Source organism: Agromyces kandeliae, assembly GCF_009674665.1.
GTDB classification, from domain to species: domain Bacteria; phylum Actinomycetota; class Actinomycetes; order Actinomycetales; family Microbacteriaceae; genus Agromyces; species Agromyces kandeliae.
Genome location: NZ_WKJD01000019.1, coordinates 56,359 through 73,798, shown reverse-complemented (window position 1 = coordinate 73,798; position 17,440 = coordinate 56,359). Strand labels below are relative to the sequence as shown.

At 72.2% G+C, this 17,440-nt stretch carries 19 protein-coding genes; 6 read left to right on the top strand and 13 right to left on the bottom strand.

All coding sequences use genetic code 11. From position 1 onward, the window contains the following. Positions 1-87: 87 nt before the first annotated feature. The 5 genes from GJR97_RS14295 to GJR97_RS14275 all read right to left on the bottom strand — a co-directional run bounded on the left by GJR97_RS14295 (position 88) and on the right by GJR97_RS14275 (position 5,248). On the bottom strand, positions 88-1,647 hold the full coding sequence (locus tag GJR97_RS14295; RefSeq protein ID WP_229276308.1) for a dihydrolipoamide acetyltransferase family protein: 1,560 nt from the start codon (positions 1,645-1,647) through the stop codon (positions 88-90). After that, positions 1,644-2,672, bottom strand: coding sequence for an alpha-ketoacid dehydrogenase subunit beta (locus GJR97_RS14290; RefSeq protein ID WP_154347480.1), 1,029 nt, complete (start codon positions 2,670-2,672; stop codon positions 1,644-1,646). The genes GJR97_RS14295 and GJR97_RS14290 overlap by 4 nt, the downstream gene beginning before the upstream one ends. Then, positions 2,669-3,805: a pyruvate dehydrogenase (acetyl-transferring) E1 component subunit alpha gene (gene pdhA, locus GJR97_RS14285; protein WP_154347479.1), complete on the bottom strand. Its 1,137-nt coding sequence runs from the start codon at positions 3,803-3,805 to the stop codon at positions 2,669-2,671. The genes GJR97_RS14290 and pdhA overlap by 4 nt, the downstream gene beginning before the upstream one ends. A 109-nt stretch (positions 3,806-3,914) precedes the next feature. Then, the gene (locus GJR97_RS14280) at positions 3,915-4,409 is read right to left on the bottom strand and encodes an Lrp/AsnC family transcriptional regulator (RefSeq protein ID WP_154347478.1); all 495 of its coding nucleotides are present in this window, start codon (positions 4,407-4,409) and stop codon (positions 3,915-3,917) included. Then, on the bottom strand, positions 4,406-5,248 hold the full coding sequence (locus tag GJR97_RS14275) for an oxygenase MpaB family protein (protein WP_154347477.1): 843 nt from the start codon (positions 5,246-5,248) through the stop codon (positions 4,406-4,408). The genes GJR97_RS14280 and GJR97_RS14275 overlap by 4 nt, the downstream gene beginning before the upstream one ends. 61 nt (positions 5,249-5,309) lie before the next feature. On the opposite strand from GJR97_RS14275, the gene GJR97_RS14270 reads away from it, so the two are divergent. Together GJR97_RS14270 and GJR97_RS14265 are read left to right on the top strand one after the other, a co-directional pair. After that, positions 5,310-6,494, top strand: a complete 1,185-nt coding sequence (locus GJR97_RS14270; protein ID WP_324613520.1) for a glycoside hydrolase family 3 N-terminal domain-containing protein — start codon at positions 5,310-5,312, stop codon at positions 6,492-6,494. Positions 6,495-6,568: 74 nt separating this feature from the next. Further along, on the top strand, positions 6,569-7,135 hold the full coding sequence (locus GJR97_RS14265; RefSeq protein ID WP_154347476.1) for a YceI family protein: 567 nt from the start codon (positions 6,569-6,571) through the stop codon (positions 7,133-7,135). 104 nt (positions 7,136-7,239) lie between these two features. Here the strand turns inward: GJR97_RS14265 and GJR97_RS14260 are convergent, their stop codons facing one another. Further along, a complete protein-coding gene (locus GJR97_RS14260; RefSeq protein ID WP_195760725.1) occupies positions 7,240-8,358 on the bottom strand; it encodes a winged helix DNA-binding domain-containing protein in 1,119 nt (372 codons plus the stop codon). 113 nt (positions 8,359-8,471) lie between these two features. On the opposite strand from GJR97_RS14260, the gene GJR97_RS14255 reads away from it, so the two are divergent. Beyond that, on the top strand, positions 8,472-10,070 hold the full coding sequence (locus GJR97_RS14255; RefSeq protein ID WP_324613519.1) for an ABC-F family ATP-binding cassette domain-containing protein: 1,599 nt from the start codon (positions 8,472-8,474) through the stop codon (positions 10,068-10,070). 43 nt (positions 10,071-10,113) lie between these two features. Here the strand turns inward: GJR97_RS14255 and GJR97_RS14250 are convergent, their stop codons facing one another. From GJR97_RS14250 to arfB, 3 genes are all read right to left on the bottom strand, one after another. After that, positions 10,114-11,613, bottom strand: coding sequence for an adenylate/guanylate cyclase domain-containing protein (locus GJR97_RS14250; RefSeq protein WP_154347474.1), 1,500 nt, complete (start codon positions 11,611-11,613; stop codon positions 10,114-10,116). A 74-nt stretch (positions 11,614-11,687) separates the two neighbouring features. Then, positions 11,688-12,395: a 4a-hydroxytetrahydrobiopterin dehydratase gene (locus GJR97_RS14245; RefSeq protein ID WP_154347473.1), complete on the bottom strand. Its 708-nt coding sequence runs from the start codon at positions 12,393-12,395 to the stop codon at positions 11,688-11,690. A gap of 138 nt (positions 12,396-12,533) precedes the next feature. Further along, a complete protein-coding gene (gene arfB / locus GJR97_RS14240; protein WP_154347472.1) occupies positions 12,534-12,971 on the bottom strand; it encodes an alternative ribosome rescue aminoacyl-tRNA hydrolase ArfB in 438 nt (145 codons plus the stop codon). 129 nt (positions 12,972-13,100) lie between these two features. Between arfB and GJR97_RS14235 the strand changes: the two genes are divergently transcribed. Next, complete coding sequence (locus tag GJR97_RS14235; protein WP_154347471.1) at positions 13,101-13,709, top strand: gamma carbonic anhydrase family protein; 609 nt, start codon at positions 13,101-13,103, stop codon at positions 13,707-13,709. A gap of 107 nt (positions 13,710-13,816) precedes the next feature. Next, positions 13,817-14,191 (top strand): DUF2200 domain-containing protein, encoded by a 375-nt coding sequence (locus tag GJR97_RS14230; protein ID WP_324613518.1) that lies wholly within the window; start codon positions 13,817-13,819, stop codon positions 14,189-14,191. Positions 14,192-14,245: 54 nt separating this feature from the next. Here GJR97_RS14230 and GJR97_RS14225 read toward each other — a convergent pair whose 3' ends face one another. The 4 genes from GJR97_RS14225 to GJR97_RS14210 form a co-directional block, all read right to left on the bottom strand. After that, a complete protein-coding gene (locus GJR97_RS14225) occupies positions 14,246-14,809 on the bottom strand; it encodes a dihydrofolate reductase family protein (RefSeq protein WP_154347470.1) in 564 nt (187 codons plus the stop codon). Between the two features lie 112 nt (positions 14,810-14,921). Next, positions 14,922-15,836 carry an SURF1 family cytochrome oxidase biogenesis protein gene (locus GJR97_RS14220; RefSeq protein WP_154347469.1) on the bottom strand — a complete coding sequence of 305 codons (915 nt, stop codon included), beginning with the start codon at positions 15,834-15,836 and terminating at the stop codon, positions 14,922-14,924. Next, positions 15,833-16,105, bottom strand: a complete 273-nt coding sequence (locus GJR97_RS14215; RefSeq protein ID WP_407643603.1) for a hypothetical protein — start codon at positions 16,103-16,105, stop codon at positions 15,833-15,835. The genes GJR97_RS14220 and GJR97_RS14215 overlap by 4 nt, the downstream gene beginning before the upstream one ends. Further along, a complete protein-coding gene (locus tag GJR97_RS14210) occupies positions 16,102-16,509 on the bottom strand; it encodes a DUF3099 domain-containing protein (RefSeq protein WP_154347468.1) in 408 nt (135 codons plus the stop codon). Before GJR97_RS14210 ends, GJR97_RS14215 begins: the two co-directional genes overlap by 4 nt. 187 nt (positions 16,510-16,696) lie before the next feature. On the opposite strand from GJR97_RS14210, the gene GJR97_RS14205 reads away from it, so the two are divergent. Further along, positions 16,697-17,407, top strand: coding sequence for a beta-ketoacyl-ACP reductase (locus GJR97_RS14205; RefSeq protein ID WP_154347467.1), 711 nt, complete (start codon positions 16,697-16,699; stop codon positions 17,405-17,407). Positions 17,408-17,440 lie beyond the last annotated feature (33 nt).

Genomic DNA, 17,440 nt, shown 5'->3' with positions numbered 1-17,440 from the left:
GCTGGAGCCCGGAAACGGCGAAGGCGCATCCGCCAGGATGCGCCTTCGCCACGCCTCGGGTGCGTCCCTCGTCAGGCCCTTCGTCGATCAGAGGTCGGCGAGCAGCGAGATCGGGCGCTCGATGCAGCCGGCGATGAACGTGAGGAACGCGGCCGCCTCGGCCCCGTCGCACACGCGATGGTCGAACGAGATCGTGAGCTCCGTGACCGTGCGCACGGCGATCGCGCCGTCGACCACCCACGGCCGCTCCACGAGCCGACCGATGCCGAGCATCGCGGCCTCGGGGTGGTTGATGATCGCCGCGGAGCCGTCCACGCCGAGCGTGCCGTAGTTGTTCAGCGTGAAGGTGCCGCCGGTCAGCGCATCGGGCGGGAAGGCACCCGTCGAGGCCTGGTCGGTCCGAGCCTGGATCGCGTCGCGCAGGTCGCGGAGCGACATCCGCTCGACGCCGTGCACGACGGGCACGAGCAGGCCCCGCGGGGTCTGTGCGGCGAGCCCGAGGTTGATCCCGGAGTGCAGGACGAGCTCGTTCCGGTCGGCGTCGAAGCTGGCGTTCAGCGACGGATGCCGCCGGAGCCCGGCGATCGCGAACCGGGCGACGAGCGCGGTGATCCCGAACCGCTCGCCCGTCGCCGCGTTGAGCTGGCGTCGTGCGGCGAGGAGTTCGGTCGCGTCGACGTCCATCCAGACCGTCGCCTCGGGGATCTCGCGCCGAGAGCGCGTGAAGTGCGCGGCGGCGGCTCGCTGCATGCGGTCGAGCGGCACGCGCTGCTCGCCAGCGCGGGGCGCGGAGGGCGCCGCGACGGTGTCGGGCATGGACGGCATCGCGGTCGGTGTTCCGCGGCCGGCGCGCGCCTCGTCGAGCTCGGCGATGAACGCCTCGACGTCGGCGCGGACCACGAGGCCGTCCGGGCCGCTGCCGAGCAGCTCGCTCGCGTCGAAGCCGTGCTCGCGGGCGAGCCGGCGGACGATCGGGGAGATGACGGGGGAGTGGCGGCCGTGCTCGAGCGTGTGTGCGGCGTGCGCTTCGGCGAGCGCGGCCTCGTCGACGTCGTCCTGCGTGCCGGCCGGCGCCGTCGCGGAGGTCGCGCCGGCACCGTCCGGGGCGTGCTCGGCGGGTGCGCCAGCGGGCAGCGGCACCTCAGATGCATGGTCGGCGTCGCGACGACGACCGAACCGCGACGGCGCGGACGCCGATCGTGCGGTGGCCGCGCTGGCCCGCGTGCCGTAGCCGATGAGGACGGCCCCGGACTCCTCGGACGCGGCCTCGGTGGGCACCGCGATCCCGGGCTCCGCCGCGACCGGGCCGGCGCCCGTCGTCGCGGACTCGGCCGTCGCGGGCGTGCTCTCCGCAGCTGCCGCGGGCCCCGCGGCATCCGTCGTCGCCTCGGCCCGGACGTCGGCCCCCACCGGCGCGAGCCGCATGAGCACCTCGCCGGCGTGCAGCACCTGGCCGACCTCGCCGCCGAGCGACTCGACGACGCCCGCGAACGGCGTCGGCAGCTGCACGACCGACTTGGCCGACTCGAGCTCGACGACGGGCTGGTCGACGGTCACCTCGTCGCCCGGGGCGACGAGCCACGCGACGACCTCGGCCTCGGTCAGGCCCTCGCCGAGGTCGGGCAGGATGAACTCGCGGGCGCTCATGCGAGGTCCCATTCCCACGAGGCCAGCGCTTCGAGCACGCGGTCGGGCGTCGGCAGGTAGTGTTCCTCGAGCTTCGGCGACGGGTAGGGGATGTCGTAGCCGGTGATCCGGAGGATCGGGGCGGCGAGGTGGAAGAAGTTCCGCTCGGTCAGCCGTGCGGCGACCTCGGCGCCGTATCCGCCGAACTGGGCGGCCTCGTGGATGACGGCCGCGCGCGACGTCTTGCGGAGCGACGCGCCGACCGTCTCGTCGTCGAACGGCGAGAGGCTGCGGAGGTCGACCACCTCGATCGAGAGCCCCTCCGACTCGGCGGCGGCCGCGGCATCCAGCGCCGTGCGCACCGTCGGCCCGTACCCGATCAGGGTGACGTCGGTGCCCTCGCGGACGACCTCGGCCCGGTTCATGGGCGCGGTGCGCACGGGGAGCGCCAGCTCGGCCTTCGACCAGTAGCGGCTCTTCGGCTCCATGAAGACGACGGGGTCGTCGCTGTCGATGGCCTCGCGCAGCATCGAGTACGCGTCGGCCGGATTCGACGGCATGACCACCGTGAGGCCCGGCGTCGCCGCCCAGTACGCCTCGGAGGAGTCGGAGTGGTGCTCGACGCCGCCGATCGCGCCGGCGCACGGGATGCGTATGACCATCGGCAGGCTCACGCGGCCCTTGGTGCGGTTCCGCATCTTCGCGACGTGCGAGACGATCTGCTCGAAGGCCGGGTAGCTGAACGCGTCGAACTGCATCTCGACGACCGGGCGGAGTCCGTACATCGCCATGCCGACGGCCGTGCCGACGATGCCCGACTCGGCGAGCGGGGAGTCCCACACGCGGTCCTCGCCGAACGCGGCCTGGAGTCCGTCGGTGACCCGGAAGACGCCGCCGAGCGGTCCGACGTCCTCGCCGTAGACGACCACGCGGTCGTCCTCGGCCATCGCGTCGCGCAGGGCGGCGTTCAGCGCGCCCGCCATGGTCAGGGGCTGGGGGGCGGATGCCGCGGCATCCGTCGCGGGTTCGGTGACGGGTGTGCTCATCGGGCGGCCACCTCCTCGCGTGCGTGCTCCGAGTGGGCGGCGAGCTCCGCCTCGAGCGCGGCGCGTTGCTCGGCGAGCGCCGTGCGCGGGGTCGCGTAGACGTGGTCGAACAGCTCGAGCGGGTCGAGCTCGGGCGACACGCTCATCGCGTCGCGCGTGCGCGCGGCGAGCGCCTCGCCGGCCTCGGCGATCGCGGTGCGGACGTCGTCGGTGAGTGCGCCCTCGGACACGAGGTACTTCTCGAGTCGCTCGATCGGGTCGCGCCGCTTCCAGTGCTCCACGTCGCGGGCGGCGCGGTAGCGCGTGGGGTCGTCGGAGTTCGTGTGCGATTCGATGCGGTACGTGAGGCCCTCGATCAGCGTGGGCCCGCCGCCGGAACGCGCCCGGTCGACCGCGGCGGTCGCCACGGCGAACATGGCCGCGACGTCGTTGCCGTCGACGTGGTAGCCCGGCATCCCGTAGCCCACCGCCTTGTCGGCGAGGGTCGTCGCATGCGTCTGGCGGGCGATCGGCGTGCTGATCGCGAACTGGTTGTTCTGCACGAGGAAGACGGTCGGCGTCTGCCACACGGCGGCGAAGTTGAACGCCTCGTGCGCGTCGCCCTCGCTGGTGGCGCCGTCGCCGAGGTAGGCGAGCGTCACGATCGGGTCGCTGCGGAGCCTCGCGGCGTGCGCGAGCCCGACGGCGTGCAGGGCCTGCGTGGCGAGCGGCGTGGCCATGGCGGCGGTGCGGTGCTCGTGCTGGTCCCAGCCGTTGTGCCAGTCGCCGCGGAAGGACTGGAGGATCTCACCGGGCTCGAGGCCCCGGGTGAGCAGCGCGATGCTGTCGCGGTACGTCGGGAAGAGCCAGTCGTCGGCGGTGATCGCCGAGACGACGCCGATCTCGCAGGCCTCCTGGCCGTACGCGGAGGGGTACGTCGCGAGCCGGCCCTGCTTGGTGAGCGCGGTCACCTGCACGTCGAAGCGGCGCGCGACGACCATGCGCCGGTAGAGGTCGAGCAGGCGCTCGACTGGCGGCAGTTCGAACCCGCCGGTCTCACGACCGCGCAGTGCATGCCCCGCGTTGTCGAGGAGTCGGATCGGCTTCTCGGAGGGGAGGACGCGTGGCTCGTGATGCTCGACGTTGAGGCTCATGTGGCCATGGTGCGCCAGTCTGCACGGCCCCCGCTCGGGGTACGAGACAACGGTGAACGATCGGCACGCGAACGGCCGAACTCGAACCGATCGTCCCGCGCGAGGCGCCTCAGGGGCGCCAGATGTCCAGCGACTGAGCGGGCGGTCGGCCGTCGATCTCCTCCAGGATCAGGTGCGACCGCGTGGAGACGACGCCGGGCATGTCGTGGATGTCGCGCAGGATCGCCTGGCTGAGCTGCTCGTGGTCGGGCGCGCTCACCGTGAGGATGATGTCGATGTCGCCCGACACCGCCTGCACCTTCTCGACGAACGGAAGCGTGGCGAGCTTGGCGGCGATCGACTCCCACGACACGTCGCCGATCCGGACGACGACGAGCGCGGAGATGTTCAGGCCGATCGACTTGCGGTCGATCTGCGCGCCGAACCCGGTGATCACCCCGCGCTGCTGCAACGCGAGGACCCGGTTGTGGGCTGCCGTCCGCGAGATGTGCACGCGCTCGGCGAGGGTGCGCACCGAGAGCCGGCCGTCGCGGCTGAGCTCCGCGACGATCCGCCGGTCGATCGCGTCGAGCGGCTCGTCGTGGTGCGGTGCGTGCTGGGTCATCCTCGTCCTCGCAGGTCACCCTCAGCGTACCGGCTGCGACGTCGCAGCCGACGGAGCGATGCCCTCGTCGGGATCGCGCGGACACCGGCCGGAACGAGGCGGCGGAGCACGGCGAGCGCGGTGAGCCATCCGTTCGCCGCCCGCTGCACGCGCGGGGTCCAGCGCATGCCGTAGGCGGTGCGCAGGGTGGGCGGGAGCAGCGCCGCGGTGATCAGCCGTACGGGGGCCATGAGCGGGAGGAGGGCCGTCGGAAGCCCGGTGCCCGCGAGGAGGTCGCGCGCCACCGCGCGCGCGTCGTCGTCGACCCTGAGGCCGGCGAGCCGGATGTCCCACCACGCCTCGAACTCGGCCCGCGTCCCGGGCCAGCCCGCCGGTCCGCCCTGGAGGCGCGCCGCGATCGGTGCGTACCCGCGGACGAGGGCGTCGGCGGTCGCCTCGTCGAGGCGCGATCCGGTCAGCCGCTCCTCGAGGTCGAGTGCCACGGCCAGGAGCGTCGCAGCCACCCAGCGCTGCGCGTCGGGATCGCGCGCGTCGTAGGCGGGACCATCGGGGTGGGCGCCGTCACCGCGGACCCGCGAGTGGCGCGCGTCCACGATCCGGGCGACGTGGCGGATGTCGCGCTCGTCGCCGAACACGAGCGCGGTGAGGTAGGCGTGCGTGCCGACGAGTCGGTCGAGCGGCCGGTCGCGGAAGCGGCTGTGCCGTGCGACGCCGGCGGCCACGCGTGGGTCGGCGAGCTGCAGCAGGATGGCCGCCGCACCTCCCGCCATCAGCGTCGCGTCGGCCGCGTGGCGACGGAGCACGGCCTGCTCGGCCTCCGGGCCATGCGCGTCGCTCACCCCACCAGTCTCCACCGCACGGCGGTGGGATGCGTTCAGCCGTGCCGCGTAGACTCCCCGGGTGCGTCGGAATGCGGGTTCGCTGTCGGTCGCCGCGATCGTCCTCGGCGCGGCGGTCCTCGCGGGCTGCGCGACCCCCGGCGCGCCGACGGCGCCCACGACGAGCGCTGCGGCGCCGTCCCCGTCACCCACGCCGACCCCGACGCCGCCCACTCCGTCCGAGTGGGCGACCGAGCGCGTGGCCGCGATGTCCGATCAGGAGCGCGCGGCATCACTGCTCATGCTGCACGCGCCCGGAACGGATCCGGCCGCGATGAGCGCCCTCGTCGAGCAGGGCATCGCCGGCGTCATCCTGATGGGCGACAACATGCCGGGCTCCGAGGGCGAGCTCGCCGCACTGACGGCCGCCCTCCAGGCCGATCCGGATGCGGCGACCCTGATCGGCATCGACCAGGAGGGCGGCATCGTGAGCCGCATCGCATGGGATCCCGCGCCCGGTCCGTACGAGCTCCGCGACCAGCCCGCGGCGGCGACGCGCGACGCGTTCGCCGCGCGCGCGGCCGCGCTCGAGGCATCCGGCGTGAACGTCAACTTCGGCATCGTGGCGGATGTCACGGACGACCCGGCCTCGTTCATCTACGACCGCATCCTCGGGACCTCCCCGCAGGCGTCGGCCGAGCACGTCGCCGCGGCCGTCGAGGGCGAGCGCGGCACGGTCGCGAGCACGGTCAAGCACTTCCCGGGGCACGGTGCGGCGCCCGGCGACTCGCACGTGTCGGTGCCGTCGGCGCCGCTCACGCTCGACCAGTGGCAGGCGGGCCCGGCCGTGCCGTTCGAGGCGGCGATCGATGCCGACGTCGAACTCGTGATGACGGGTCACCTCAGCTACCCGGCGGTCGACGCCGCGCCGGCGTCGCTCTCCCCGGAGTGGCACCGGATCCTGCGGGACGAACTCGGGTTCGAGGGCGTGCTCGTCACCGACGACATGCTGATGCTCCAGCACAACGGGCTCCCGGAGTACGCGAACCCGGGGGAGAACGCCATCCGCGCCGTCGCCGCCGGCAGCGACCTGCTCCTCTACGTGCTCCCGTCCGACCCGTCCGAGTTCGGGATCAGCGTCGACGGGCTCGCCGCGTCGATCGCCGGTGCGGTGGCCGATGGGCGGATCCCGCCGGAGCGCCTCGAGGAGGCCGCGATCCGCGTCATGGAGCTCCGGCGCGAACTCGTTACGGGATCCGGGGAATAGATCGCATCGGTCCATGCGTTTGCATCCTTCGTGGCCAACCGGCCCGTGAACGCAACGACTGGGAGAGACCCCGAATGACGACGACCGCGACGACCCTCGAGATCCCCGGCTACCGCGCCGGCACCTGGACGATCGACCCGACGCACAGCGAGGTGGGGTTCAGCATCCGCCACCTCATGATCAGCAAGGTCAAGGGCAAGTTCGAGCGCTTCGACGCCACGTTCATCACCGCCGAGGACCCGCTGGAGTCGCGCGTGACCGCGTCGGCCGAAGTGGCCTCGATCACCACCAACGAGCCCAACCGCGACGCGCACCTCCGGACCGGCGACTTCTTCGCCGCCGAGCAGTACCCGACCATCGACTTCGTCTCGACCGGCGTCCGCGTCGAGGGCGGCGAGTTCAAGGTCGACGGCGAGCTCACCATGCGCGGCGTCACCAAGCCCGTCACGTTCGACTTCGACTTCGGCGGCTTCGGCGGCGACCCCTACGGCAACTACAAGGGCGGCGCCACGGCGAAGGCCGTCGTGAACCGCGAGGACTTCGGCCTCAGCTACAACGCGGCCCTCGAGACCGGCGGCGTGCTCCTCGGCGAGCAGGTCACCATCACGCTCGAGCTGCAGGCGGCGCTCGTCCAGGAGTGATCGCAACCGCTCGGCGGCGCAGCGCGGCCGAGCGGACCCGGCGAGGGGTCGTGTCGGCGCATGCCGGTGCGGCCCCTCGTGCATTCCCACGCGGTCGGGGCGGGTCAGGGCGTCGTCGAGTCGATCCCGTGCAGGTCGAGCCCCTGGAACCTCGCCCACGCGCGGATCGGCCGCTCGAACCGCGCCGCGGCGTCGGCGGACCTCGACTCGAACCAGCGCAGCTCCACGCGCGGCTTGGCGGCGGTGCCCGAGCGCTTCCACGTGCCGACGACGCGCCCGTCGAGCACGAGGGTCGGCTGGAACACCCCGTTGCCGCCGGGGATCACGAGGTCGCCGAACCGCGGATCGCACACGGCGGAGCGGTCGGCGTAGCCGAGGTAGTACTCGTCGAAGCCCGCGAGGGCGAGCGCGCCGCTCGGGCGGGATGCCGCGGCATCCGTCGCACCGGCCTCGACGTACCGGTCGGGCCCGTCGTCGGCGGGACGATCGACGAACCGCTCGACGTGCTCGCCCGCTCCGTCGAGCGCGGTCCGCGTGTCGCGCATCGTCAGCCCGCTCCACCAGGCGAAATCGGCGAGCGTCACGGGGCCGTGCCCGCGGACGTAGGAGCTGAAGAGCTCGGCGAGCGTCTGCTCGGGGGAGTCGGGCTCGTCGGCAGCGGGCGGTGCCCAGTCGTCGAGCAGCGCGAAGTGCTGGACGCGGCCGTCGACCGGTCCGCCGCACAGCACGCCGTCGAGCGCCAGCCACCAGATCAGGTGGTAGGTGCGCGGCCCGTTCGCCACGATGCCCGCCGCGCTCCACAGCGCGGAGAGCTCGTCGCGGGTCGCCGTGGCGCCCCCGGCGAGCGCACGCTCGACCGCGTCGCGCGCCGTTCGGTACTCTGCCTCGCCGAGCTCGAGCGCCTCGTGCCGCCGCCGCGCGTTCGCGAGCACGCGTGGTGACGTGAGCCGCAGCGTGGGTCGGAGCATCCGCGCCGGCAGGATGTGCAGCGTTCCGCGCATCGGCCAGGAGCGCACGACCCGGCATTCGGCGATCGCCGCGTTGATCGCGCCGGGCGTCGGCCGCGTCATCCGCGACCCGATGACCCACTTCGCGGCGCCCAGGTCCTGCGCCTGGATCGCCCCCAGCCGGTCGACGACGCTCGCGGCGTCGTCGGCCGGTGTGCGGAACCCGTGCGAGTGCAGGCGCACGGCGCGCGCGAGCTGGGAGGAAGCGGTCGGCATGCGGCCAGTCTGCCGCGCACCGCCGACACGCGGCATCCCTCGCCCGAGGCTAGACTGGAGGGCTGTGCCGCTCGGCACGCCAACCCAACCCGCTCCCGGCCCCGGAGGTCACCGTGCTCGCCGTCCACGACCTCGAGATCCGCGTCGGTGCGCGCCTGCTCATGGAGGACGTCAGCTTCCGCGTCTCCTCGGGCGACAAGATCGGCCTCGTCGGCCGCAACGGCGCGGGCAAGACGACGCTCACGAAGACGCTGGCGGGGGAGACGCTGCCCACCGGCGGCCGCATCGACCGCTCGGGTGAGATCGGCTACCTCCCGCAGGACCCGCGCTCGGGCGACCCCGAGATGCTGGCCCGCACGCGGATCCTCGATGCCCGGGGGCTCGGCTCGCTCGTCGTCGGCATGCGCGAGGCGTCGGAGCGGATGGGCTCGACCGACCCCGTCGTCGCCGAGAAGGCGATGAAGCGCTTCGGGACGCTGACCGACCGGTTCACCGCGCTCGGCGGCTACGCCGCCGAGGCCGAGGCCGCCTCGATCGCGTCCAACCTGAACCTGCCCGACCGGATCCTCGACCAGCCGCTGAAGACCCTCTCGGGCGGCCAGCGGCGGCGCATCGAACTCGCGCGCATCCTGTTCTCCGACGCCGACACGATGATCCTCGACGAGCCCACGAACCACCTCGACGCCGACTCCGTCGTCTGGCTCCGCGAGTTCCTGAAGAACTACAAGGGCGGCGTGATCGTCATCAGCCACGACGTCGAGCTCGTCGGCGAGGTCGTGAACCGCGTGTTCTACCTCGACGCGAACCGGTCGATCATCGACGTGTACAACATGGGCTGGAAGCACTACCTCCGCCAGCGCGCCGCCGACGAGGAGCGCCGCAAGAAGGAGCGTGCGAACGCCGAGAAGAAGGCGTCCGCCCTGCAGCAGCAGGCCGCGCGGTTCGGTGCGAAGGCGTCCAAGGCGGCCGCGGCCCACCAGATGGTCGCTCGCGCCGAGAAGCTCCTCTCCGGGCTCGAGGAGGTCCGCACGGTCGACCGCGTCGCGAAGCTGCGGTTCCCGACGCCCGCGCCCTGCGGGCGCACGCCGCTGACCGCCGCCGACCTGTCGAAGAGCTACGGCTCGCTCGAGATCTTCACGGCCGTCGACCTCGCGATCGACCGCGGCTCGAAGGTCGTCATCATCGGCCTGAACGGTGCCGGCAAGACGACGCTGCTCCGCATCCTCGCGGGTGTCGACCGCCCCGACACCGGGGTCGTCGACGCCGGGCACGGCCTCCGGATCGGCTACTACGCGCAGGAGCACGAGACGCTCGACGTCTCGCGGACCGTGCTGCAGAACATGGTGAGCGCCTCGCCGAACCTCACCGAGACCGAGGCTCGCAAGGTCCTCGGCTCGTTCCTGTTCACCGGCGACGACGTGCACAAGCCCGCCGGCGTGCTCTCCGGCGGCGAGAAGACCCGCCTCGCGCTGGCCACGATCGTCGTCTCGGGCGCGAACGTGCTGCTCCTCGACGAGCCGACGAACAACCTCGACCCCGCCAGCCGCGAGGAGATCCTCGACGCGCTCGCGCACTACGAGGGCGCCGTCGTCCTCGTCTCGCACGACCCCGGTGCGGTCGAGTCGCTCAATCCCGAGCGCGTGCTGATCATGCCCGACGGCGTCGAGGATCATTGGAGCCGGGAGTACCAGGAGCTCATCGAGCTGGCGTAGCGGGAACGACGCCGGAGGCGCGTCGGTCCCGCTCCGCGCCGGGTCAATCGGAGATGGCGTAGGCGGTGACCGGGTCTCGCTTCCCCTTGATCTGCAGGTCCGTCAGCGCCCTGGCGGGCAGGTCCTGGTGTCCGTCGATCGCCCGGTAGGTCTCGGCGCTCATGAGGATGGGGGCGCCGGCATCCTTGGTCCGGTCCTCCAATCGCGCGGCGAGGTTGACGGCATCCCCCATCACCGTGTACTCGATCCGCTCCTTGCCGCCGATGTTGCCGGCGATGACCGGCCCGCTCGCGATGCCGATCCCGGCCTCGAGGTTCGGGAGGCGGTCGATGGTCGCCTCCCGGTTGAAGGCCGCCAGCGCCCGACGCATCCCGAACGCCGCTCTCACTGCTCGGTCGGCATGATCGCCCATGGGGTTCAGCGGCGTTCCGAAGACCGCCAGGATCGAATCCCCTCCGAAGCGCGTGACCACGCCCCCGTGATCGACGACGACCGACACCATGGCGGTCATGTACCGGTTGATCACCTCGACCAGTCGCGCGGGCGGCATCCGCTCGCTGAGCGTCGTGAAGTCACGGATGTCCGAGAAGACCACCGAGCAGTCGACGAGCGTTCCACCGAGCCCGGCCCCGGTTTCCACGGCGGCCTGGGCGACCTCGGCGCTGACGTAGAGGCCGAACAGCTCCCTGAGTCGTTCCCCCTGGCGCAACCCGTCCGTCATGACGTTGAATCGCTCGCCGAGGTAGCCGAGCTCGTCGTTGGTGGCCACCACGACCGTCGTGTCGAGCTCGCCGCCCTCCACGCGACCCATCGCCACCTCCAGGGCCTGCAGCGGCCCCACGATGGCGCGCGCGACGAGGACCGCCGTGATGAGGCCCGCGGCCAACCCGACCCCGAGGATGAACAGCTGCACGACGACGAGGTTGTCGAGGATCGCCTGGGGATTCTCGGCGTCGAGCACGGCTCGCGTGCGTACCTGCGACAGGACCACGAGCAGCGTCGGCGTGAGCCCGCCGATGAGGATGAAGGCCAGGAGCAGGCGTCTCCGCACCAGGAGCCGGAAGGCCGGGATGCTGCTCAGGTGCCCATCGGGGAAGAAGGTCGGAACCTGTTGCCGCCAGATCAGGTCGGTGCCGAAGTAGACGATGGTCGTCCCGACGGCGCCGCCGATGGCGATGCCGACGAAATTGCCCGGATCGTCGTACAGGATCGCGAGGAACACGGCCACGAGGAGACTGCTGACGGCGACGAGCGAGGCTCCGACGAGCGGCCACACCACGACCAGGCGAGCGACCCTCGGCGGCATCTCCGAGGCGGGCGTGCCGTCCTCGATCAGGGCCAGCCACTTCCGGATCGGTCGCCCCAGCCAGATGACCATCGCGAGCGCACCGACGAGGATCACCGCTCCGACGACCGCGAAGGTCACGATGCCCTCGGTCTCGATCGACCGCACCGCCTCGTCGTCGACCGGTATCGGGTCGATCAGCGAGAAGTAGAGGAAGACGATCAGCGCACCGAAGGTGCTCGCGCCCGAGACGAGCATCGCGACCCTGCGGGAGATCTCTCGTGACGACGGTCCCGACTCTCGCCTCGTCGGGTCGACCTCTCGCACGCGCTTCAGTCCCCGCCCGCAGCGGACGCGTCGACGCAGACGACTCCGGTGTTGCCGTCCTGGTCGGCGATCACGGTGAGCGACGGCGCGTCGCTGTCGTCGACGACGGTCCCACCCGCGGCGACCGCGGCGGCGATCCGCTGCTCGGCGACCTCGGGCGCGACGTAGACCTCGACGTGGAACCGCTGACGCGGGGTCGCGTGCCCGTCGACGTCCCCGAACCACAGGTTCGGCACCCGCCCCGTCACGTCCCGGATCTCGTCGCTGGGGGACCCGTGGCCCTGGGCCTCGGCGTCTCCGGTCAGCAGGACGGCCCACACCGGGGCGATGGTCGCGGAGTGCGCCGTGTCGAGGCCGAGCTCGATGACGCTGACCGAGCTCGGATCCGCGGCGATCCCATGGTCGGCGGCGATCTCGGTGATCTGCCGCGCGAGGTCGACGTCCTTTCGGGTCACCCATTCGACGACGTGTTCGGTGCCCTCGTCGTCGCGGTAGACGGCGTCCGCACTGACCAGCTTGAGATCGACGTGGCGACTGCCCAACGACACGGTGGGGTGATGGCCGAGCGCGTCTCCCGCCGCGCCCACCGCCTGGACGAACCGCACGCCGGTGCCGAAGTCGTCGACCAGGTACCGGGCATGCAGGCCTTGGGCGAGCTTGCGCCACTCGGTCAGGTCGGCCTCGGCGATCTGATCGCCCTTCAGCATGTCCATGCTCGCAGCCCCTCTCCGGACTCGTTCGCGCAGCCGACCACCGTCGCCGGTCCGCAACCGACACGGCCCGCGTCGTGCTGAGAGATCAGTCTCCGAGTGCTGCGGGCGAGCCGCAACCCACGACGGTCACCTCGGCGGTCAATCGTCCGGCGGGCGACGCAGTCGCTTGACGTCGGTGCGCCGCTTCTTCGCCTTCAGGCGCCGTTCCTCGGCGCCGCGACTCGGGCGGGTCGGTCGCCGCGACGGCGACGGCGGTCGCAGGGCCTCGGCCACCACGGCGGCCAGCCGAGCGCGCGCGGCATTCCTGTTGCGCAGTTGTGCTCGGTGCTCGGATGCCGTGATGGTCAGCACTCCGTCCACGACACGACCGCTCAGCCGCTCGAGGATTCGCTCCCGCTGCAGCGGGGAGAGCACGCTCGAGGTGGCCACGTCCCACACGAGTTCCGCACGGGAGTCGGTGGTGTTCACGCCCTGCCCGCCGGGACCCGACGAACGTGAGAACCGCCACGTCAACTCGGCCTCGGGGATCGTCAGCCGTGCGTCGACCCGAAGGCCGGGGCGGTGGGCGGCGGGCATGGTCCCATCATCCCTCGTGCGCGGATGACTCCGTGCCGCTCCGTCCGCGTCGGGTCGCCTCACGCGGGTCGAACCGGCAGGGTCGGGGTCGATCGCGGCTACGGTGGGGTCGAGGATCGGAGGCACGGAATGCTCGTACGACACCGTGATCGCGAACCGGCGATCGATGCGTCCGCGTACGTCGCGGAGTCGGCCGTGGTCGTCGGCGCGGTACGGATCGGCGCCGGCGCGCGCGTGCTGCACGGCGCGGTGATCACCGCGGAGGACGGTGATGTCGCGATCGGCGAGGACACCGTCATCATGGAGCACGCCCTGATCCGGGGGCGGGCCGATCATCCCGTGCGCATCGGGTCCGCGGTCATGATCGGCCCCCACACCCACGTGAACGGCAGCACCGTGGAAGATGAGGCCTTCATCGCGACCGGCGCGTCGCTCTTCCCGGGCAGCCGGATCGGCTCGGGTGCCGAGGTTCGCGTCAACGGCGTCGTCCAGGTGAGGACGACCGTCGAGCCGGGGGCCGTGGTCCCGATCGGGTGGGTCGCCGTCGGGGCCCCGGCGTCGATCCTCCCGCCCGAGCGGCACGATGAGATCTGGGCGATCCAGCGCGAGCTCGACTTCCCCGGGACCGTGTACGGCGTCACGCGTGGGACGCCGATGCGCGAGATCATGCGACGGCAGTCCGATCACTTCGGCGCGCACTCGGACGACCGGGTCATCGACCGCCGAGGCGACGACTGAACCGCGGCACCGGGCGCTCCGGCGACCGACGTCCGCGACCGGCCGCGCCGCCGACGCGATCTTCGCCGCGTAGGCTCGGGGAGAAGGACTTCGATCGGAGGAGACGCGTGGCCGGACACCGGATCTTCGGGATGAGCTTCGGCAGCATCCACCCGCTGTACGTGCAGAAGGTCGAGCGGAAGGGCCGGACCAGGGCCGAGCTCGACCAGGTCATCACCTGGCTCACTGGCTACGACGACGCGGGCCTCAGCGAGGCGATCGCGGACGGGCGAACCCTCGAGGCGTTCTTCGCGGATGCCCCCGCGCTCAACCCGAATGCGACGCTCATCACGGGCGTGATCTGCGGCGTCCGCGTCGAGGAGATCGAGGACCCGCTCATGCAGAAGATCCGCTACATGGACAAGCTGGTGGACGAGGTCGCCCGCGGGAAGAAGATGGCCTCGATCCTGCGCGGCGCTGAGTCGGCCGACGCCCAGGCGTAGCCGGGGGCGTGCCCGAACGGTCGACCTCGTCCCCGTCGCGCAGCGCGGTCGCGTTCAGCGCCTCGTCTCGTACCTGGTCAGGACCACGCCTCCGGGGAACGTCCGGGTCTCGACCAGGTCCAGGTCCACCCGGCCGTCCAGCGCGGTGAAGAACGGCGTGCCACCGCCCAGCAGGACCGGATGGGTGACGATCGCGTACTCGTCGACCAGCCCGGACCGCATCGCCGACGCCGCGAGCGCTGCGCCGCCGACCCTCATCGGCCCACCGTCCTCGCCCTTGAGCCGGGTGATCTCCGCGACCGCGTCGCCGGTCACCAGGCGAGCGTTGCCGTCGACCTCGGCGATCGTCGAGGAGAACACGACCTTCGGGGTGTCCCGCCAGTTTCGCGCGAACTCGATCTCCGCCGGAGTGGCACCCGGCTGGCGGTCGCCGGTCGGCCAGTAGCCGTTCATGGTCTCCCACAGCCTGCGCCCGTACAGGAACAGGCTGATCGCCTTCTCCTCGTCGAGCCACCACTGGAACAGCGCGTCGCTCGGCTCGCTCCAGTCGAGGTCGCCGCCGGGCGTGGCGATGTAGCCGTCCAGGGACACGTTCATGCCGTAGTGCAGTCGTCGCATCGAGCCCGTCCTCCGTCGGTGTGCCGAGCATGCCTAGGCTCGCACACGGGACCCGCGTCCGTCCCCGGGCTCGCGCCGTGCACGAGGACTTCCGGATGCCGGTCGGGGTGGCCTAGCGGCGGTCGAGGATCTCGTCCTCGACGTCGGCGTCCGACCGGCGTCGACCCGCCTTCGCCGGCCGCGCCTGCTGCTCGGCGGCGCGCCCGGTCCGGCGTGTCCGCTCCGCGGTGGACGGACGCCGACCGTGGGCCACGCGATCGTCGTCCGAGGGCGACGAACCGCCGCCCGCGGCATCCGCCTCGAGCACCTTGCGCTCCTGGTTCGCGAACCAGGCCAGCGCGATGAACGCGAGCAGCGCGAACACGAACCACTGGAGCGCGTAGGAGAGGTGCGGCCCCTCGTCGCGGACCGGGCGGGGGAGCGCCACCGGCGGCTCGCCCGCGGCGGCGCCGGACTGGACGAGGATGCCGTACGCGCCGGTGTACGCGGGCGCGTCGACCCGCTCGGCGAGCTCGGCGAGGTCGATCGTCGCAAGCTCGGCGCCCGACGACGTCCGGCCGGCGATCCGCCCCTCGCCGGCCTTGAGGCGCGCGGTGACCTCCACCTCACCGGTGGGCGGCGGCGCGACCTCCGATGGGCGGCCGTCGGAGTCCTGCGGGATCCAGCCGCGGTCGACCATGAAGACCGTGCCGTCCGGCAGGAGGAACGGCGTGATCACCTCGAAGCCCGTGCTGCCGCCGAACGGGCGGTTGCGGACCACGACCTCCTCGGACGCGAGGTACTCGCCCGTGGCGGCCACGACCTGCCAGCGCTGGTCGATGTCGAACTCGTCGAGCTCCGGTAGCGCCTCGGCGAGCGGAACCGCCGGGGCGTCGTAGTTCGCGTCGATGCGCGCGACCTCGGCGAGCGCCTCGGCGCGACGGTTGAGCTGCCAGGTGCCGAGTGCCGAGCAGGCGATCGCGAACACGATGACGAGCGCGAGGTACCCCGCCCATCGGGGCGATGCGAGGAACCGCCACCGGCTCATGCGCCCTCACCGCCGGGGACGGCGTCGCGCCCGAGCGGGGCCGCGGGCGCGGCATCCGTCGCCTCGAACGCCTCGACACGCACGGGGAACGACCGCGATGCCAGGAAGTCGCGCAGGTACTCGACGTGCTCGTCGCACGCGAGCCACGTCTTCACGCGGTCCTCCGAGTGGATCTTCGGGTTGCGCCAGTCGATGCGCCACGTGGCGGCCTCGCGGCACCCCGCGCGGGAGCAGCCGCCCTGCGGGGCGGCCGAGGAGAGGCCGATCACCGGTCGCCCTCCCGGTCGTCGTCGGGGCGATCGGTCGCGTCGCCGGTCGGCGGAGCACCGGGGTCGGATGCGGAACCGCCGGCGGAGGGACCGGGGGCGCCCGTGGCATCCGCCGTCGTCCAGTCGGTGCCGCCGTCGGCGCGGCGCAACGGGACGATCCCACCCGGGCTCTCGACGTCGGAGCGTCGCGTCGTCGCCACGTTCGCGACGACGACCGCGAAGTACGGCAGGAACACCGCGCCGAGCGCGAAGACGAGCAGCCACCATCCCTGGACGAACAGCAGCGCGACGATGCAGACGACACGGATGGACATCATCACCGTGTACTTGATCATGCGAGCGCGGCGTTCCTCGTCGGGCGACGGAGGCAGCGACGTGATCGACTGCAGTGGTGGGTGCTTCATGGTGGTCGCCGTGGACTGCGGCGCTCCTCACCTCAAGCCTACGTCCGCTCCGGTCGACGGATGCCGCCTACTCGGCAAGCTCTATGCTGGGACGGGTCGCGCGGCCCGTCCGCGCACCCATCGAGCCGACCGGGTCTGAACCGCCCGCGATCGCCCGCACGATCCCCGAGAGAGACGGAGTCCCGCCATGACCACGAGCCGCACGGTGCTGGTGACCGGAGGCAATCGGGGGATCGGCTACGCGATCGCCGAGGAGTTCGTCGCGCAGGGTCACCGCGTGGCCGTCACGGCACGCTCCGGCGAGGGCCCCGAGGGCACCCTCACGGTCCGCGCCGACGTGACCGACGCCGAGTCGATCGACCGGGCGTTCGGCGAGATCGAGGCCGAGCTCGGTCCGGTCGAGGTCGTCGTCGCCAACGCGGGCATCACCCGCGACACGCTCCTCATGCGCATGAGCGAGGAGGAGTTCACCAGCGTCGTCGACACCAACCTCACGGGGGCGTTCCGCGTCGTCAAGCGCGCGTCGAAGGGCATGCTGAAGGCGCGCTTCGGCCGCATCGTGCTCATCTCGAGCGTCGTCGGGCTCTACGGCGGCGCCGGCCAGGTCAACTACTCGTCGTCGAAGGCCGCGCTCGTGGGCATGGCGCGTTCGATCACGCGCGAGCTCGGTGCGCGGAACATCACCGCGAACGTCGTCGCCCCGGGCTTCATCGAGACCGACATGACCGACGCGCTCCCCGAGGCCCAGCAGGCCGAGTACAAGAAGAGCATCCCGGCCGGCCGCTTCGCGACCCCGTCCGAGGTCGCGAAGGTCGTCGCGTGGGTCGCGGGCGACGACGCCGGCTACATCTCCGGCGCCGTCATCCCGGTCGACGGCGGCCTCGGCATGGGGCACTGAGCGAGGCGGATGCCGCGGTCCCGGCGCCGACCG

Coding starts and splice junctions, on each gene's coding strand:
- GJR97_RS14295 (WP_229276308.1), bottom strand. CDS start 1,647: ATGAGCGCCCGCGAGTTCATCCTGCCCGACCTCGGCGAGGGCCTGACC.
- GJR97_RS14290 (WP_154347480.1), bottom strand. CDS start 2,672: ATGAGCACACCCGTCACCGAACCCGCGACGGATGCCGCGGCATCCGCC.
- pdhA (WP_154347479.1), bottom strand. CDS start 3,805: ATGAGCCTCAACGTCGAGCATCACGAGCCACGCGTCCTCCCCTCCGAG.
- GJR97_RS14280 (WP_154347478.1), bottom strand. CDS start 4,409: ATGACCCAGCACGCACCGCACCACGACGAGCCGCTCGACGCGATCGAC.
- GJR97_RS14265 (WP_154347476.1), top strand. CDS start 6,569: ATGACGACGACCGCGACGACCCTCGAGATCCCCGGCTACCGCGCCGGC.
- GJR97_RS14260 (WP_195760725.1), bottom strand. CDS start 8,358: ATGCCGACCGCTTCCTCCCAGCTCGCGCGCGCCGTGCGCCTGCACTCG.
- GJR97_RS14250 (WP_154347474.1), bottom strand. CDS start 11,613: ATGCTCGTCTCGGGCGCGAGCACCTTCGGTGCGCTGATCGTCTTCCTC.
- GJR97_RS14245 (WP_154347473.1), bottom strand. CDS start 12,395: ATGGACATGCTGAAGGGCGATCAGATCGCCGAGGCCGACCTGACCGAG.
- arfB (WP_154347472.1), bottom strand. CDS start 12,971: ATGCCCGCCGCCCACCGCCCCGGCCTTCGGGTCGACGCACGGCTGACG.
- GJR97_RS14235 (WP_154347471.1), top strand. CDS start 13,101: ATGCTCGTACGACACCGTGATCGCGAACCGGCGATCGATGCGTCCGCG.
- GJR97_RS14225 (WP_154347470.1), bottom strand. CDS start 14,809: ATGCGACGACTGCACTACGGCATGAACGTGTCCCTGGACGGCTACATC.
- GJR97_RS14220 (WP_154347469.1), bottom strand. CDS start 15,836: ATGAGCCGGTGGCGGTTCCTCGCATCGCCCCGATGGGCGGGGTACCTC.
- GJR97_RS14210 (WP_154347468.1), bottom strand. CDS start 16,509: ATGAAGCACCCACCACTGCAGTCGATCACGTCGCTGCCTCCGTCGCCC.
- GJR97_RS14205 (WP_154347467.1), top strand. CDS start 16,697: ATGACCACGAGCCGCACGGTGCTGGTGACCGGAGGCAATCGGGGGATC.